Here is a 17,469-nt window from a genome sequence, read left to right on the forward strand (position 1 = left end):
AAATTTATTCATATCATGTTACAATGCAAAAATTTTAAAATGGAAATAATTAGGAATCGATATGAGTTTAAAATGCGGAATCGTTGGTCTGCCTAATGTAGGTAAATCAACTCTTTTTAATGCTTTAACTAAAGCAGGAATTGAAGCTGCAAACTATCCTTTCTGTACTATAGAGCCGAACACTGGTATTGTAGAGGTACCTGACCCTCGTTTAACCACACTATCTAATATTGTTAATCCACAAAAAATACAACCTGCTATCGTTGAATTTATCGATATCGCGGGTTTAGTCGCTGGTGCTAGCAAAGGAGAGGGTCTAGGAAACCAATTTCTGGGGAATATAAGAGAAACCAATGCTATCATCAATGTTGTTCGTTGTTTTGATGACCCCAATATTATTCATGTTGCTGGGCGTGTTAATGCAATTGATGATGTAGAAATTATTGCTACGGAACTGGCTTTAGCCGACTTGAGCACAGTAGAAAAAATAATTGCAAGAGAAGGTAAAAAAGCAAAATCAGGAAATAAAGAAACAGCTGCTTTAATCAACTTGCTGCAAAGATTAATACAACCTTTAAATGAAGGGAAACATTTACGTTTACTTAACCTTTCTGATGATGAACAAAAACTATTAAAACCACTTTGTTTGTTAACTATTAAACCGGTACTTTATGTTGCCAACGTACTGGAAGATGGCTTTGAGAATAATCCTCTTCTCACTCAGTTACAGGAACTGGGAGTGAAAGAAAATGTTCCTGTTATTGCTATTAGTGCAGCAATGGAATCAGAAATAGCTGATTTAGAAGATGATGAAAAAAGAGACTTTCTCAATGAAATGGGTCTTGAGGAACCGGGATTGAATCGTCTTATCCGAGCAGCATACGATTTATTAGGTTTACGAACTTATTTTACTGCAGGCGTAAAAGAAGTCAGGGCTTGGACTATTCACAAAGGTGATAGTGCACCTCAAGCTGCTGGTGTTATTCACACTGATTTCGAACGAGGATTTATTCGTGCACAGGTAATTGCATATGAAGATTTTATTACTTTAGGAGGGGAAACTAAATCCAAAGAAGCCGGCAAAATGAGAACAGAAGGAAAAGATTATATTGTACAAGATGGTGATATAATTCATTTCCTATTTAACGTTTAAATGAATACTCTCAACACAAATAATTCACTATGGAGCATATATTATTCGATTTTATTAACTGTTCTCTAAACAAGACTAATCAGCTTCAAACCAGGAACCAACTATTTCTTCTACTTCTTCTATGCCTGTTTTTTTGAGGCTTGAAAATAACTGTACCGATAGTTGCATTCCATCTGACAACCAAGACTGTAATGCTTTTTTAACCATAAATAAAGTCCTCATCTGTTCTTGACGAGATAATTTATCTGCTTTAGAGAGCAAAATATGTACAGGTAATCGCCTTGGGAAGAAGAAATCTAACATAACTTTATCTAACTCTTTTAGTGGATGACGACTATCCATAATCATCACTAAACCTAAAATAGCTTCACGACTGACTAAATAATTTCCCAATAAATCAACCCAATGTTTTCTCACAGACTCTGGTACTGCTGCATACCCATACCCTGGTAGATCCACCATGAAATCACCATTCTTTAATTGAAAATAATTAATATGTTGTGTTCTTCCTGGTGTTTTAGAGACATATGCTAGACGATTACGTCCTGTTAATATATTGATAACACTTGATTTACCTGCATTACTTCTTCCTACAAAAGCAATTTCTCTATCAACTATCGGTAAATCTTTTAAATAATTCACTGTAGTAAAAAACTTAGTCTCACGAAAAAAATTGGAATATTGCATATATTTTGCTCTTTAATAAGATTATTAATATCACAAGTTAACTAGATACAAAAACGATGAATTCTATTATCAACCATAATTTAAAATATATTCTAAATCTAAAATTACTGATAGAATTAACTATCTTTAATTACTAATTATCATATATGGATTTTAGTTGGGTTTTAGATCTCAATATTCTCATTGGTTTTATCACATTATTAGTCTTAGAACTTGTGCTTGGTATAGACAATCTGGTATTTGTTGCTATTATTTCCAATAAAGCAAAACTTGAACATAGAGATCTTGCCCGTATTTCAGGTTTGAGTTTAGCCATTGTTATTCGTATCATCATGCTTGCACTGGCATCATATTTAATTTCCATGACAAAACCTCTATTTACCTTTGCCAATATGATATTTTCTGCTAAAGATATGCTCATGATTGCAGGTGGACTGTTTTTAATTTATAAAACTACAACTGAATTACATGAAAAGATTGATGAGCAAGTCCAATATAAAGATACTTACCAAACCAGAGCAGATTATACTCCTACAGGCATTGTTATACTACAGATTATATTATTAGATGCTGTTTTTTCTATTGACTCAGTGATTACGGCGGTTGGAATGATTAACCATATTACTGTGGCAATGTTGTCAGTTACAATTGCTATGATATTTATGATCATGGGCAGTAAACATTTAACAGAATTTATCAACAAACACCCCACAGTGGTGATACTATGTTTAGGTTTTTTGTTATTAATTGGACTTTCCCTGATCCTGGAAGGTTTCCATATTAGTGTGCCTAAGGGCTATATCTATGCGGCTATTCTCTTCTCTATTATGATTGAAATACTCAATCAAATATCTTCTAAAAACCGAAAAGAAAATACCTATACCAGTGTGAGTTGGAGAAGAAGAACCATTGATTCTGTTTTAGGTATGATGGGTGTTCGTGAAAGTATTTTAGCCAGTGCTACTAAAAATGGGGAAGTCATAGAAGATCAAAGTATTTTTGAAGATAATGAAAAACATATGATTCGTAGGGTTCTTACCTTGGCAGAAAAACCTATCGAAGCAATTATGACACCACGAATGGAAATTGAAAAATTAAATATTTCTAAATCTGTTGAAGAACAAAGGAATGATTTAAAAGACAGCCCCTATTCTCGCTTGATTGTAGTAGGCAAAGCAGGTATTGAAGAGCCTTTAGGTTATATTAGTAAGAAAGACATTCTTACTGAATTACTTGAGTCTGAAAAGTATGATATTAATAAATTAATCAAACAACCTCTCTTTATTCCCGAAACAGCAACGGTGTTAACTGCACTAGAACTATTTAGAAATTCACTTTCAGATATTGGTCTAGTTGTCGATGAGTTTGGTACTGTTTTAGGGCTAGTTAGTATGAAGAACATTATGGAATCTATTGCTGGGGAATTTCCAGAAGAATATGAACAAACAGAACTCCCAAGTATTCAAACTAACCCAGACCAAAGTATCACAGTAGAAGGATCATTAGACTACGATCAGCTAACCCAAATAATACACATACCACCACTGCCAGAAGATAGTGAGTTCCATTCAGTTGCTGGTTTAATTATGGAAGAATTACAACAAATTCCTAATATTGGAGATTCAATAGAATATTATGGTTATACCTTTAAAGTTCTGGAAAAAAATGGACAGAAAATAGAACGTGTTAAAATTAAACCATATCATAATAAGCAATAAAATAGAATTAAACACCTATGACCCTTTCTCTTATCTTCTATATCGATCTATTAAATTATGGTAGTGGTTAATCAACCTCTTGGCTTAACTATTCAAAAAACAGAAAATAAAAAACTTCAAATAATACAACAGTTTAAAAACCAAGACTAGATTTTATAAATAGTTTGTTTATAATAACCCACATTACAAAACAATATATACTGTTTGCTGTGTTATATTTATTTAGAAACTTAACTTTCACCCTGATAATTTTAGTAAACTCAGTTAGCTTTACTAAAACGTTTGTTTGTATCGATAAAAGTGGTAATAAAACTTACACCGATAAAGCAAACTTAAATACTTGTTCCGTATCCGAATTAGGCGTATTAAATACGTACTCTGCAGACCTTTCTATTAAAGCTAAAAATACCAAAATAACCAAAGCAAATGGTCAGCTTAGGAAAGTAAATAATCACGAGAACAACCCTACTGATTCTGATATTATCATTTCAAAACAAACACAATCTAAAAGAGATGCTACACGTAAACAAATTCTTAATAATGAATTAAAAAATGAAATACAAGCACTGGTGGATATACGTGGTAAAATGAAAGACGCTCATTCAGAAAATAACCTGTCTATTATCCATCAGCTTGAACAACAAGCAAATGAGCACCAACAAAATATAGATGTTATTTCTAAGGAACTCTCTAGAATATAAACTTATGAGTTTGATTACATTTATTAGAAAAGCCACTTCTTATGATTGCGAAGAGATATATAATGTACATTTGTTCGCAGTCCAATATGCCTGTAAAAACTGTTATGATGATAAAATATTGGAGGCATGGTCTCAGTTGCTTTATCCTGAAAGTTATTTAGCTAGTCTTAAAAATAAAGAATTATGGTTGATTGAATATAAAAACCAAATCCAAGGTTTTTTCCAATTAGATTTAAAAAATGCAGAATTAGATGCACTATATGTACACCCTTTTGTGCATAATAATGGTTTAGGTACTGCCTTAATTCAAAAAGCAGAAAAAATTGCTTACGACTCTAACCTTACCTTTATCAAACTGTATGCATCCCTCAACTCTGTATATTTTTACGAGCTATCAGGCTACAAAAAATTACAAAGCTGCCAACTAATGCTCAATAATAAAACAGGTATAGACTGTGTTTTCATGAAAAAAGATTTAATGGAAGAATACGGTTTATAAATCAAAAGATAATAAAATTTAACTTTTTAGTATTTTCATCCCATTTTGATACACAACATCTATTCCTCTAATTGCAAGACATCACGAATAGCACCTCTATCAGCACTGGTCGCCATTGCCGCATAGGCCTTTAGAGCATTAGAAACTTTACGTTGCCTAGAACAAGGTTTCCAAGCATTTTTTCTTTTAGCTTGCATTTTTTCTTGTCGTTGTTGTAACTGTTCATCCGAAATAAGTAGTTCAATACGACGGTTGGGAATATCAATCTCGATTATATCGCCATTCTCTACCAAGGCAATATTACCTTTTTCTGCAGCCTCTGGTGAGACATGACCAATGGATAATCCAGACGTACCTCCTGAAAATCGACCATCAGTTAGTAAAGCACAGCTTTTATCCAATCCTTTAGATTTCAGATAAGAAGTAGGATACAACATTTCTTGCATACCTGGCCCTCCTTTCGGACCTTCATAACGAATCACCACTACATCACCTGCTTTAATCTTTCCCCCTAATATGGCATCTACTGCCTCTTCCTGACTTTCTAACACTACTGCCGAACCCTTAAATCTTAAGATACTTTCATCTACACCTGCTGTTTTTACTACGCATCCTCTTTGGGCAATATTACCGAATAAGACGGCTAATCCTCCATCCCTAGAGTATGCATGCTCAACATCCCGAATACACCCTTTTTCGCTATCCATATCCAAGCTATCAAACTCATTATCTTGGCTGAAGGCTTTCACACTTCTGATTCCTCCTGGTGCTGCTTTATAAAACTCTTTGGCTTCAATACTGGCTTGATCATCTTTAATATCCCAACACATTAAAGCAACCCCTAAATTTTTGCTATGTACAGTAAGGCATTCTGTATGAATTAAATTTTGACGATTTAATTCCCCTAAAATACGCATCACTCCACCGGCTCGGTGTACGTCTTCCATATAATATTCAGATGAATTGGGTGCTACTTTGCATAAACATGGTACTTGGCGACTTAAACGATCAATATCCGACATTTTAAAATCAACCTGTGCTTCAGCTGCAGTGGCTAATATATGCAAAATCGTATTAGTAGAACCACCCATAGCAATATCCAGACTCATAGCATTTTCAAATGCCTGTTTAGTAGCAATACTTCTAGGTAAAACAGATTCATCACCTTGCTCATAATATTGCTTGGTTAATTCAACAATCCTCTCACCCGCCCGCAAAAATAACTCTTTACGTCTCCTATGAGTGGCTAATAAAGAACCATTACCCGGTAAGGATAACCCTAAAGCTTCTGTTAAGCAGTTCATTGAATTAGCGGTAAACATCCCTGAACAAGAACCACAAGTGGGACATGCTAAATCTTCTACTATAGCAATTTCATTATCAGAAATATTGTCATCAGCTGCATCTACCATAGCATTGATTAAATCCAATTTTTTAATCACAACACCTGAAGAGTTTCGAAGTTTTCCTGATTCCATAGGACCACCAGATACAAAAATGGTAGGAATATTAAGTCTCATAGTGGCTAACAACATACCTGGGGTAATTTTGTCACAATTAGAAATACAAACCAAAGCATCCGCATAATGAGCATTAACCATATATTCAACCGAGTCTGCAATTAAATCTCTACTAGGTAAGCTGTACAACATACCTTCATTGCCCATGGCAATACCGTCATCAATTGCAATGGTATTAAACTCCTTTGCAATACCACCAAATTTTTCGATTTGTTGTACAACCAACTGACCGATATCGTATAAATGCACATGCCCAGGAACAAATTGTGTAAATGAATTAGCAACTGCAATAATCGGCTTACCAAAATCATTATTTTTAACACCTGTTGCTCTCCATAAAGCACGTGCTCCAGCCGCATTACGGCCATGAGTAGATTTTTTTGAACGATATTCTGGCATACTCAGTTCCCTTTATTAATTTAATTATTTTCTAATCAAAGTATAAGATTACCTTATTTTACCAATTTTTCATAGAATCAATATCAAAACAAAATTTTCACTTTAACATCTGTTTGTTATAATGTTAGTTTAGTTTACTCAAGGAAATCTTTATGGTGGTTCACCCTCAATTTGATCCTGTTATATTTACCATTCACCCATTATTTACTATTAGGTGGTATGCACTAACGTACGTTTTAGGTTTTATTGCATTTTTATATTTGGGTAAAAGAAAAATTAATAAACAAGAAGCATATTGTCTTGACTCGATAGACCATTTAGACTCTCTTTTTGTTTATGGTGTTTTTGGCGTTATCTTGGGAGGAAGGCTAGGTTATGTACTTTTTTATAATTCATCCTACTACCTAGACAATCCAGTAAATATTTTAAAAATTTGGGAAGGAGGTATGTCTTTTCATGGTGGGCTCATTGGTGTCATTATTGCCATGATTATTTTTTCTTACCAAAAACACTATAAATTCTTAGAAATTTCAGATTTTGTTGCCCCTTTAGCACCTATTGGTTTAGGTTTAGGTCGGATTGGAAACTTTATTAATGGTGAATTATGGGGTCGTATTACTGGTATCAACCACTTTTGGGCCATGGGATTCCCACAAGCACATAACAGCGATATACGGCTACTACCCACCTTGTCAAAAGATTATTATAAGGCATTCATTGAATATGGTTGTTTACCCAGACATCCATCACAACTATATGAATTTTTACTAGAAGGCGTAGTCTTGTTTTTAATTTTATATTTATTCGCTCGTCAAAAACGGGCATTAGGTCAAATTTCTGCTATATTTTTAATTAGTTATGGTATTTTTAGATTTGCTATCGAATTTAGCCGTGAACCAGATGTTCAATTAGGCTTATTAAGCCTTGGTTTATCTATGGGTCAATGGTTGTGTGTACCTATGATTTTAGCTGGTGTTTTACTCTATGTTTATACTAAAAAACATCCCATTCAATATTGATATTGCAGGATAATAGGCAACAGTGCTAATGGGGTGTTGATTTTAAAATCTTCGCCCCAATCTTCTTCTTTATCTTTCTCACTTAAATAACCCCAACTCGCTAATACTGTTATCATACCAGCATTTTTTCCTGCCTCAATATCTCGCTTAGCATCACCAACATAAATACAATTTTTAGTATCAACCCCCAATTGTTCACACGCAAAGAGCATAGGTTTAGTACTTGGTTTTGCTTCTGAAGTGGTATCCCCACTTACAATCACTTGTGGAGGATATACAAACCCCAATTGATCAATTAATCGATTAGTAAACACTTTTGGTTTATTAGTGACAATACCCCACTTTAACTCCATAGCAATAATCTCTTTAATCAAAGGATTAATTTCCGGAAACAAGATCGTTTTATTTGTGAAAGTTGTTTCATATTGAGCTAAAAATGCCTCTCTCAACTGTAAAAATTCAGAATCAGACTCATCAATATTCATGCCTAATTTTAAAAGTCCCCTTGTCCCATGACTTGCAATTGGTCTGACTAAATCCATCGGTAAAGGTGATAAACCTCTATGTATGAGTAATTGATTTAAAGCACATCCTAAATCAAGTGCCGTATCAGCCAATGTTCCATCTAAATCAAACAAAACCGCTTGTAACATACTTATCACTCTCAATTTATACTACACACTTAAATACCTAATATTCACCCATATAAAAGTACTTCCTAATTAGTCCTTAAATGCAAATGTGAACCAAATCTTTCATCTACAGTATAAAAGATAATTCACACAAATAGGGGTTAAAAAGTTTAATAAGCCATTGATGGGTTTAAAATATGGTAAAAATCTTATTTCCAAATTAACTAAAAATGATACACTAAAAGCCGAGTCAATTGTATTAAATTATTCTATAGAAAAAATAACATATAAAAGCTACATGACTTGCTACACAAATAGAACTTGCTTTTTTGGCTCTATTTGGAAAGAAATCAGGAGAGAAATTGTTATAAATTTCTAGGAATATCTGCTTGCTCAATATTTAAAACTAAATATGTACCTTCCAACGCTCTAGTACTCTCTAGTATCACCAGATACTTTTAGACATATTCTCTAGCTCAACTAACTTTATCTTCACGAACTAATCAAAATGTTCTAATCAACCAAACAAACACATATTAATTATGCAGTAATTGATTTTGCAAAACTAGTTATACCATTAGAAATAGATTTTGCTATTTTTAAACGAAAACTTTCAGTCTTCAACAAATCTTCTTCGGTTTTATTGGAGATAAAAGCAGTTTCTACTAGTACAGAAGTAATATCCGGAGCCTTTAAAACAGCAAAATTCGCTTGATCTACATATTCTTTATGTAATTTATTTACTTTTCCTAATTCTTTTAAGATTAAAGCACCTAATTTTAAACTCCTGTTGATAGTGGCTGTCTGTGTCAAATCAAACAAAGTATTATCTACATTTTTATCACCAACTTTTTTGACACCACCAATCTCATCCGACTGATTTTGAGTTTTAGCTAGATATTTAGCAGCCTCACTAGTCGCACCTTTTTGGCTCAGGGCATATACCCCAGTGCCTCGAGCTGAAGGTTTAGTAAAAGCATCTGCGTGAATAGATACAAAAATATGTGCCTTTAGTTGCCTTGCCTTTGCCACTCTTACTCTCAATGGAATAAATACATCCTCATTTCGAGTCATATAAACTTTAAAACCTTTATTACGCAACTCTGTGCGTACCTTTCTGGCAATATTCAATACTACATCTTTTTCACGCGTTCCTTTAGTGCCAATAGCCCCCGGATCTTCACCACCATGTCCTGGATCTAAAACAATGATTGTATCTCTAATACTTCTTGATTTAGATATATTGACCATGGATTTAGATGTAGAAGCCACAGCGTTCTTGGCTGTTTTCTTACTAGATGAATCACTATCTGCTTCCTTATTCGATACAATAGGAGGATAAACAGTCGTAATAGAGCTCTTATTATTTGTAATCTGACTTATTTTCTCCCCTAGAATATCTCTACCATTATTTTGTACAACTACAGAGGTAGATGTATGAGTAGTAGTCCCATAACTTGATACTTGACCTTTATTATACTCTTGTAATAAAACTAATAATGGATCATCATCACCTGCTACAGAAGCAGGGTATAAATCGATAACCAAACGATTTTTAAATTCTGAAACAGGTTTTAAAGTAAATAATTGGGGATTAATTTTTTCTTTTAGATCAAATACGATTCGAACTGTATTATTATCGTATTGTCCAACCCTAGCCTTAGCAATGTAGGGATCTCTTTCTAACACTTTAACTGAAATACTTTTAATTACCTCATCTAAATGAGAATTTAAGATATCCAATACCAAACGATCCGGACTTTCTAGATGGAAGTATTTATAATCCAAAGGCTGCTGTGATTCAATCGTTACCCTAGTATAAGCAGAAGCGGGCCAAACCCTAACTGCAACAAAATTAGCAGATCTCGTAGCCATAGAGACAGAAGTGGACATGATACTAAACAATAAGGTTCCACCAATTGCTTTTAATATATCTCTACGACTTATCTTACTATCCATTGATCTACCAGTTCTCTTCCCCTTGTTGAATAACCTTCAATATCAACATAACGAGTTAATCCTTTACAGTCTATGTTTAATATGATATCTGGATTTAAATCTATCCCTGAGATTTTTTCTGGCCACTCAATTAAATTAACTGAATGAGTATCAACTACATCATCAAATCCCAGATCATACCACTCCAGTGCATAACCAAAACGATATAAATCAAAGTGGTTGATCAGACCAATATCAGTATGGTATGTTTCTAAAAAACTATAAGTAGGACTTTTCACATTACCTGAAAAATCTAAAGCTTGAAGTAAAGAACGAACGAAAAAAGTCTTGCCTGCACCCAAGCCTCCAATCAAATAAACAATTAAAGGTAGCCTTATTACCAAAGAAAACTCTTGAGCCAAATGATGAGTATCTTCCTCACTTCGTAGTATTATTTTATTCTGATTATAATCAACCATCAACTAACTCTCCCTTTAAGGAGAAAGTATACACCTCGCTTATTTTAATATTAACCATCTGATTTAACAAGTCGATATTACCATTAAAGTTAACAACCCTGTTATTCGCTGTTCTCGCCTGCAGTTGATTAGGATCTTTTTTAGAAATCCCTTCAACTAGACAGCACTGTACAGTACCCAACATACGTTGATTAATCCTTAATGTTTCAGATTCAATAAGCCTATTTAATTGCTCTAATCGCCTAACCTTGACTTCATACGGTGTAATATCTGGTAAGTCCGCTGCGGGTGTTCCTGGTCGAGGGCTATAAATAAATACAAAACTTAGATCAAAAGCAATATCTTTTACTAATTTTAAAGTTTTCTCAAATTCTTCATCCGTTTCAGTAGGGAACCCCACAATAAAATCAGAACTTAGACATAAATCAGGTCGAATTTTCCTTAACTTCCTAATGATAGACTTATATTCTAATGCTGTATAACCTCTTTTCATGGCAGTCAAAACTCTGTCTGAACCACTTTGAATAGGTAAATGTAAATGTGAAACCAATTTGGGTAAATCACGATAGCATTCAATAATAGCATCAGAAAATTCTCTTGGATGACTAGTTGTAAATCTTATTCTTTGAATCTCAGGAATTGCATGCACTATTCTTAATAAAGATGCAAAATCACAAAGGGTGCCATCGCTCACTTTACCTCGATAGGCATTGACATTTTGTCCTAATAAATTAATTTCCTTGACTCCCTGATCTACTAATTCCATAATCTCAGTTAAAACATCATCTAGAGGCCTAGAAAATTCCTCCCCCCTAGTATAGGGAACTACACAGAAACTACAATATTTAGAACATCCTTCCATAATAGAAATAAAAGCGCTTCCACCTTTCACTTCAGCTGGAGGTAAATGATCAAATTTTTCAATCTCTGGGAAAGTAATATCAACTTGTGACATTCCAGTTTTACGTTTTTGATCTATTAATTGCGGTAAACGATGTAATGTTTGAGGTCCAAAAACAATATCAACATAAGGTGCTCGTTTAACAATTTTTTCACCCTCTTGAGAGGCAACACAACCACCTACCCCTATGATCAAATTTTGATTATTATCTTTTAAATGTTTGACCCTGCCTAAATCAGAAAAAACTTTCTCTTGAGCTTTCTCTCGAACACTACATGTATTAAAAAGAATGATATCTGCTTCTTCTGGCTTATCTGTCTTTTGACACTCTTCATTATCCGCTAGAACAGAAACCATCTTATCGGAATCATATTCATTCATCTGGCAACCAAAAGTTCGTATATATACTTTTTTCATTTTATTTCCTAGGCACTTTCATTTTAAAATACAAAAGCCAACTTATATCAGTTGGCTTGTTTTAAAAACTAGTTCATTAAATTCTATTATTCAGCAGACTCGACTTTTTCTGAAAGAGCCTCTTGTATTTGACTTAAGGCTTTTTTCTTTGGCTCTAATTTAGATTCTTCTACCTTATCTACAGCCAATTCCACTAACTGAACCAATGCTAAAGGTGCATTATCCCCATCTCGATAACCATATTTTAATATCCTAACATAACCACCACTTCGGTTACTAAAACGAGGACCTAACTCATCAAATAACTTTACCACCACATCACGATCACGTGTACGACTAAAAGCTAAACGACGGTTAGCTAAACTTGGTTTTTTACCCAATGTAATTAAGGGCTCTGCCACTCTACGTAACTCTTTCGCCTTTGGCAAAGTAGTTACAATAGTTTCTTCAGTCAGTAACGAATTAGTCATGTTACGCAACATAGCTATCCTATGACTGCTAGTTCTATTTAATTTACGATTAGAATTACGATGACGCATGTTACTATTCCTTTATTCAATAATTATCACTTATCCAGCCCAACAGGTGGCCAATAATCCAGTTTTGTCCCCAATACTAAACCTTTAGATGCTAAAACTTCTTTAATTTCGTTAAGAGATTTACGCCCTAAATTAGGTGTTTTTAGCAACTCTGTTTCAGTACGTTGAATTAAATCCCCAATATAATAAATATTTTCTGCTTTCAAACAATTAGCAGAACGTACTGTTAAATCTAAATCATCTACTGGCTGTAATAATACAGGGTCAATTTCTGGCTCTTGCTCTTCTTCAACCTCTTCACATTTATCTTTAAGGTCAGCAAAAATAGACATTTGATCAATCAAAATACGAGCAGCCGTTCTTACAGCATCTTCTGCATTGATCAATCCATTAGTTTCAATATCTAATACTAAACAATCTAAATCAGTTCTTTGTTTCACACGAGCAGGTCTTACTTCAAAGCTCACACGACTAATTGGTGAAAAACTAGCATCCAATTGGATAACCCCAATTTGCCGAGAATCTTCATTTCTCTCTCTCGAAGTAACTGGTTGATATCCTCTTCCACTTTCGACTTTGATGAACATTTCCAATTCACCACCTTCTGCTAGATGACAAATAACATGTTCAGGATTAATAATTTCAACATTATGAGGCAATTGAATGTCAGAAGCAAAAACCACACCTGCTTGATCTTTCTTTAATAATAAAGTCGCTTCATCTGTGCCATGAAGTTTAAATACAATACCTTTTAAATTCAAAAGTACGTCTACCACATCCTCTTGGACATGATCAATAGTAGAATATTCGTGCAATACACCAGTTATATTAACTTCAGTCGGTGCAAAACCAGTCATGGAAGATAGTAAAATTCTCCTTAGAGCATTACCCAGTGTATGACCAAATCCTCTCTCAAAAGGTTCCATAGTAACCAAAGTACGATTAGGTGAAACAACTGCTACCTCAACACTGCGTGGTTTTAAAAATTCGGAAGTACTATTTTGCATTTATCTTTCCTCAAATAGTATCAAGTTATATTATTTAGAGTAAAACTCAACTACTAATTGTTCATTAATTTCTTGACTTAACTCTGAGCGATCTGGATGATTCTTATACTCAGCTGTCATCTTGTTGGCATCTACTGTTATCCAAGAAGGAAAACCAACTTGTTCAGCAAGAATCAATGCTTCTTGTATTCTTGATTGTTTTTTGGCTTTTTCTTTAATGGAAACAATATCACCTGGTTTAATCAAATAAGAAGGGATATTAACTGATTTCTCATTCACTAAAACTGCACCATGAGAAACTAGTTGTCTAGCCTCAGAACGTGTTGAACCAAATCCAGCTCTATACACAACATTATCTAATCTTGACTCCAATAGTTGCAACAAAATCTCACCAGTAGATCCTCTTCGTCTATCTGCTTGAGCAAAATATCTACGGAATTGTCTTTCCAATACTCCATACATTCTACGAATTTTTTGTTTTTCTCTTAGTTGTAAACCATAATCAGATACTTGCTTTGGTTTAGCACCATGCTGTCCAGGTGCCACACTAAAATTTTTACATTTAGAATCTAAAGAACGACGCTTACTCTTTAATTCTAAATCCGTCCCTTCTCTACGGGATAATTTACATTTAGGTCCTAAATAACGTGCCATTGAATTCTTCTCCTAATTAAATACGACGACGTTTCGGAGGGCGACATCCATTATGAGGTATTGGAGTCACATCTGAAATACTGGTAATTTTAAATCCAAGAGCATTTAGCGAGCGAACGGAAGATTCACGACCAGGTCCAGGCCCCCTGATTAAAACCTCTAAATTCTTTACGCCATACTCTTGGGCAACTTTACCAGCTGATTCCGCTGCAATCTGAGCAGCAAAAGGTGTGCTTTTACGAGAACCTTTAAATCCCGCACCGCCAGAGGTAGCCCAAGATAACGCATTGCCTTGACGATCAGTAATTGTGATAATGGTGTTATTAAAAGACGCATGAATATGCGCAACTCCATCACTAACAGATTTACGTACTTTTTTGCGCACACGAGCTGTGTTTGCTTTAGCCATTACATATCCTTAAAAATTAAAATTATTTCTTACCAGCAATCGCCTTACGAGGACCCTTGCGAGTTCTTGCGTTAGTACGAGTACGCTGACCACGACACGGCAAACCACGACGGTGGCGAAAACCGCGATAACATCCCATATCCATTAAACGTTTAACAGACATAGATACTTCACGACGTAAGTCACCTTCTACTTCATATTTGGCAACTTCATCACGTAATCTTTCCAGTTCTGCATCAGATAAATCTTGAACTTTTTTAGAAGGTTCAACACCAGCAGCTGAACAAATTAAATTTGCACGAGTATCTCCAATACCATAAATTGATTGTAACCCAATGACAACATGAGCTTTATTGGGGATATTCACTCCAGCTATACGAGCCATAAATATTTCCTTTTATTATAAAGTCTATTTTAATTAATTTATTTTGATCGAAAAGTAATTCGACCTTTGGTTAAATCATAGGGTGTCATTTCAACTGTAACTTTATCCCCAGGAGAAATGCGAATGTAATTCATCCTCATTTTCCCAGAAATGATACCCAATACCTCATGCCCATTTTCGAGTCTAACTTTAAATGTTGCATTCGGTAACATCTCAAGAACCTCGCCTTTCATTTCTAATGTATCTTCTTTTGCCATACCTTACTTTCTTCGCAAAGCAGAACGGTTCATCAGATCTTCATACTGTTGACTTACTTGGTATGAACTCAACTGAGCAGTAAAATCCATGGTCACCACCACTAAAATTAATAAAGAAGTACCCCCTAAGTACACAGGAATATTAAAGAACTGAATCAACAATTCTGGAATTATACACACAAAAGTAATATATAAAGCACCGTAAAAAGTCAGCCTCAAAATAACTCTCTCTAAGTACTTAGAAGTCTGCTCTCCTGGTCTAATACCAGGAATAATAGCCCCTCCCTTTTTCAAATTCTCTGCAATTTCCCTTGGACTATACATAATAGCCGTGTAAAAATAACTAAAGAAAAATATAGCTGTCGCAAAAATAATTAAATAAACTGGCTGTCCCCTGGTAATCATCACGGAAAAAGTTTGTAAAAAACTCATCTCATTAAAAGATGTAATCCAGTTCATAGCCATTCCTAAAAATGCTAAAATACTGGAGGCAAAAATAGGCGGAATAACACCTGCCATATTCAGTTTAAATGGCACATGCGAACTTTGCCCACCAGCCATAAAACGTGTAGTGACTTGTCGCTTAGCATAGTGAATGGGGATCTTCCTTTGTCCACTCTCTACCAGAACAACAAAATATATTAAGGCCAAGGCTCCTGAAAAAATCATTACCCCAACAAACATATTCATAGAACCATTTCTAATCATATCCAGAATTTGATAAATACCTGTTGGAATCGAAGCTGCTATACCAGCGCAAATTATAATTGAAATACCGTTGCCAATACCTCTTTCTGTTATCTGTTCACCAAGCCACATTAAAAACATAGTACCTGTTACCAAACAAACAACTGTAGACAAATAAAATTCATAAGATCCGATGATAACAACACCAGGTTGAGATAACAATAACTTTGCCATTCCTAATGACTGGAAAACAGCTAATACAATTGTCCCAATACGCGTATATTTGGTAATAACTCTTCTTCCAGCTTCCCCCTCTTTCTTTAATGCTTTCAAAGAGGGGATAATTTCTCCGGCTAACTGCATCACAATAGATGAAGAAATATAAGGCATAATACCAATTGCAAAAATGGAAAATCGTTGTAATGCACCACCTGAAAACAAATTCAACATACCTAATAAACCATTACTAGACTGTTGCACCATATTACTCATCGCTACAGGATCAACACCAGGGACAGGTATATGCGCACCCAAACGATACACAAATAAAGCACCCAAAACAAACATAATCCGATTCATTAAATCGGATGAAACATTTGTTTTACTTAATTTTTGAGAACTTGCCACTTATTTTCCCTTTAAATTATTCTATTTTTCCACCAGCTTCTTCCAACATTTTCTTAGCACCTGCAGTCACTCTTAATCCTCTAACCACGAGTGCTTTAGAAATCGAACCTGTACCTATAACCTTAACATTCTGACTAATGCTTGGAATAAGTTTGGCTTGCTTCAAGGTCAAAATATCAATGTCTGTAACAGGTAATTGTTGCAACTGTGTTAAAGTTACCTGTGCATTATATCTATTAGTAAGAGATCTAAAGCCTCTTTTAGGTAAACGACGCTGAATAGGCATTTGCCCACCTTCAAATCCAACTTTATGATAGCCACCCGCACGACTCTTTTGACCTTTGTGTCCACGTCCACAAGTCTTACCTAAGCCACAACCAATACCTCGACCAACTCTCTTAGCCACTTTTTTAGAACCTTCTTTAGGTTGGATAGTATTTAAATACATTTTATCACTCCACTTTAAGTAGATAACTAATCTTATTAATCATACCTCTATTTTCAGGCGTATCTAAAACTTCTACTGTATGTTCACGACGACGCAACCCCAATCCCCTTGCACAAGCTCTGTGTGATTGACGACAACCAATCAGACTCTTCTCTAAAGTAACCTTTATTGTTCCTGGAGATTGTTTAGTTTTGTTTACCCCTTTATTTTTATCACCTGTCACCCTATTAGCAGACGAAGTCTTACTTGATACCATTTTTGGCTCAACTACTTCAGAAACATTTTCCTTATTAAAAGAAGTTTCCTCCTGATCCGAGCTCGACGATTTAGTACTACTTATTTTTGTTTGAGCAACTTTATTGTCCGATGTGTTTTTTACAGATCCAGCCACTA

Annotated in this window: 20 protein-coding genes; 5 read left to right on the forward strand and 15 right to left on the reverse strand. The window is 34.7% G+C overall.

The window, feature by feature from the left end:
- Window positions 1-61: 61 nt before the first annotated feature.
- Window positions 62-1,153: a redox-regulated ATPase YchF gene (ychF, locus tag GKC53_02560; protein QRN41030.1), complete on the forward strand. Its 1,092-nt coding sequence runs from the start codon at window positions 62-64 to the stop codon at window positions 1,151-1,153.
- Window positions 1,154-1,228: 75 nt separating this feature from the next.
- On the opposite strand, the gene GKC53_02565 is transcribed toward ychF, so the two are convergent.
- On the reverse strand, window positions 1,229-1,840 hold the full coding sequence (locus tag GKC53_02565; GenBank protein QRN41031.1) for a YihA family ribosome biogenesis GTP-binding protein: 612 nt from the start codon (window positions 1,838-1,840) through the stop codon (window positions 1,229-1,231).
- Window positions 1,841-1,986: 146 nt separating this feature from the next.
- Here GKC53_02565 and GKC53_02570 point away from each other — a divergent pair, with 146 nt between their 5' ends.
- From GKC53_02570 to GKC53_02580, 3 genes are all read left to right on the forward strand, one after another.
- Window positions 1,987-3,558, forward strand: coding sequence for a CBS domain-containing protein (locus GKC53_02570; GenBank protein ID QRN41032.1), 1,572 nt, complete (start codon window positions 1,987-1,989; stop codon window positions 3,556-3,558).
- 209 nt (window positions 3,559-3,767) lie between these two features.
- Window positions 3,768-4,259, forward strand: coding sequence for a hypothetical protein (locus tag GKC53_02575; GenBank protein ID QRN41033.1), 492 nt, complete (start codon window positions 3,768-3,770; stop codon window positions 4,257-4,259).
- A gap of 4 nt (window positions 4,260-4,263) precedes the next feature.
- Complete coding sequence (locus GKC53_02580; protein ID QRN41034.1) at window positions 4,264-4,758, forward strand: GNAT family N-acetyltransferase; 495 nt, start codon at window positions 4,264-4,266, stop codon at window positions 4,756-4,758.
- Between the two features lie 59 nt (window positions 4,759-4,817).
- Here the strand turns inward: GKC53_02580 and ilvD are convergent, their stop codons facing one another.
- Entirely contained in the window at window positions 4,818-6,677 is a 1,860-nt protein-coding gene (ilvD, locus tag GKC53_02585) for a dihydroxy-acid dehydratase (protein QRN41035.1), read from the reverse strand.
- 152 nt (window positions 6,678-6,829) lie between these two features.
- Between ilvD and GKC53_02590 the strand changes: the two genes are divergently transcribed.
- Window positions 6,830-7,696 (forward strand): prolipoprotein diacylglyceryl transferase, encoded by an 867-nt coding sequence (locus tag GKC53_02590; protein QRN41036.1) that lies wholly within the window; start codon window positions 6,830-6,832, stop codon window positions 7,694-7,696.
- Here the strand turns inward: GKC53_02590 and GKC53_02595 are convergent.
- The 13 genes from GKC53_02595 to rpmD form a co-directional block, all read right to left on the reverse strand.
- A complete protein-coding gene (locus GKC53_02595; GenBank protein ID QRN41037.1) occupies window positions 7,687-8,349 on the reverse strand; it encodes an HAD-IA family hydrolase in 663 nt (220 codons plus the stop codon). The two genes, GKC53_02590 and GKC53_02595, sit on opposite strands and share 10 nt — an antisense overlap.
- Before the next feature lie 519 nt (window positions 8,350-8,868).
- A complete protein-coding gene (locus tag GKC53_02600; GenBank protein QRN41038.1) occupies window positions 8,869-10,287 on the reverse strand; it encodes an AMIN domain-containing protein in 1,419 nt (472 codons plus the stop codon).
- Window positions 10,272-10,745, reverse strand: a complete 474-nt coding sequence (tsaE, locus tag GKC53_02605; protein ID QRN41039.1) for a tRNA (adenosine(37)-N6)-threonylcarbamoyltransferase complex ATPase subunit type 1 TsaE — start codon at window positions 10,743-10,745, stop codon at window positions 10,272-10,274. The genes GKC53_02600 and tsaE overlap by 16 nt, the downstream gene beginning before the upstream one ends.
- On the reverse strand, window positions 10,738-12,063 hold the full coding sequence (miaB, locus tag GKC53_02610; protein QRN41040.1) for a tRNA (N6-isopentenyl adenosine(37)-C2)-methylthiotransferase MiaB: 1,326 nt from the start codon (window positions 12,061-12,063) through the stop codon (window positions 10,738-10,740). Before miaB ends, tsaE begins: the two co-directional genes overlap by 8 nt.
- A gap of 86 nt (window positions 12,064-12,149) precedes the next feature.
- On the reverse strand, window positions 12,150-12,602 hold the full coding sequence (gene rplQ / locus GKC53_02615; GenBank protein QRN41041.1) for a 50S ribosomal protein L17: 453 nt from the start codon (window positions 12,600-12,602) through the stop codon (window positions 12,150-12,152).
- Window positions 12,603-12,628: 26 nt separating this feature from the next.
- Window positions 12,629-13,609, reverse strand: coding sequence for a DNA-directed RNA polymerase subunit alpha (gene rpoA / locus GKC53_02620; GenBank protein ID QRN41042.1), 981 nt, complete (start codon window positions 13,607-13,609; stop codon window positions 12,629-12,631).
- Window positions 13,610-13,639: 30 nt separating this feature from the next.
- Window positions 13,640-14,263, reverse strand: coding sequence for a 30S ribosomal protein S4 (gene rpsD, locus GKC53_02625; GenBank protein QRN41043.1), 624 nt, complete (start codon window positions 14,261-14,263; stop codon window positions 13,640-13,642).
- Window positions 14,264-14,279: 16 nt separating this feature from the next.
- Window positions 14,280-14,672 (reverse strand): 30S ribosomal protein S11, encoded by a 393-nt coding sequence (rpsK, locus tag GKC53_02630; GenBank protein ID QRN41044.1) that lies wholly within the window; start codon window positions 14,670-14,672, stop codon window positions 14,280-14,282.
- 22 nt (window positions 14,673-14,694) lie between these two features.
- Window positions 14,695-15,057: a 30S ribosomal protein S13 gene (rpsM, locus tag GKC53_02635; GenBank protein QRN41045.1), complete on the reverse strand. Its 363-nt coding sequence runs from the start codon at window positions 15,055-15,057 to the stop codon at window positions 14,695-14,697.
- 38 nt (window positions 15,058-15,095) lie between these two features.
- Window positions 15,096-15,314, reverse strand: coding sequence for a translation initiation factor IF-1 (gene infA, locus GKC53_02640; protein ID QRN41046.1), 219 nt, complete (start codon window positions 15,312-15,314; stop codon window positions 15,096-15,098).
- A gap of 3 nt (window positions 15,315-15,317) precedes the next feature.
- Window positions 15,318-16,628 carry a preprotein translocase subunit SecY gene (gene secY / locus GKC53_02645; protein QRN41047.1) on the reverse strand — a complete coding sequence of 437 codons (1,311 nt, stop codon included), beginning with the start codon at window positions 16,626-16,628 and terminating at the stop codon, window positions 15,318-15,320.
- Window positions 16,629-16,644: 16 nt separating this feature from the next.
- Window positions 16,645-17,076, reverse strand: a complete 432-nt coding sequence (rplO, locus tag GKC53_02650) for a 50S ribosomal protein L15 (GenBank protein QRN41048.1) — start codon at window positions 17,074-17,076, stop codon at window positions 16,645-16,647.
- Window positions 17,077-17,080: 4 nt separating this feature from the next.
- Complete coding sequence (rpmD, locus tag GKC53_02655; GenBank protein QRN41822.1) at window positions 17,081-17,299, reverse strand: 50S ribosomal protein L30; 219 nt, start codon at window positions 17,297-17,299, stop codon at window positions 17,081-17,083.
- Between the last annotated feature and the right edge of the window lie 170 nt (window positions 17,300-17,469).

It is taken from the genome of Neisseriaceae bacterium, from assembly GCA_016864895.1.
Classification (GTDB): domain Bacteria; phylum Pseudomonadota; class Gammaproteobacteria; order Burkholderiales; family Neisseriaceae; genus QFNR01.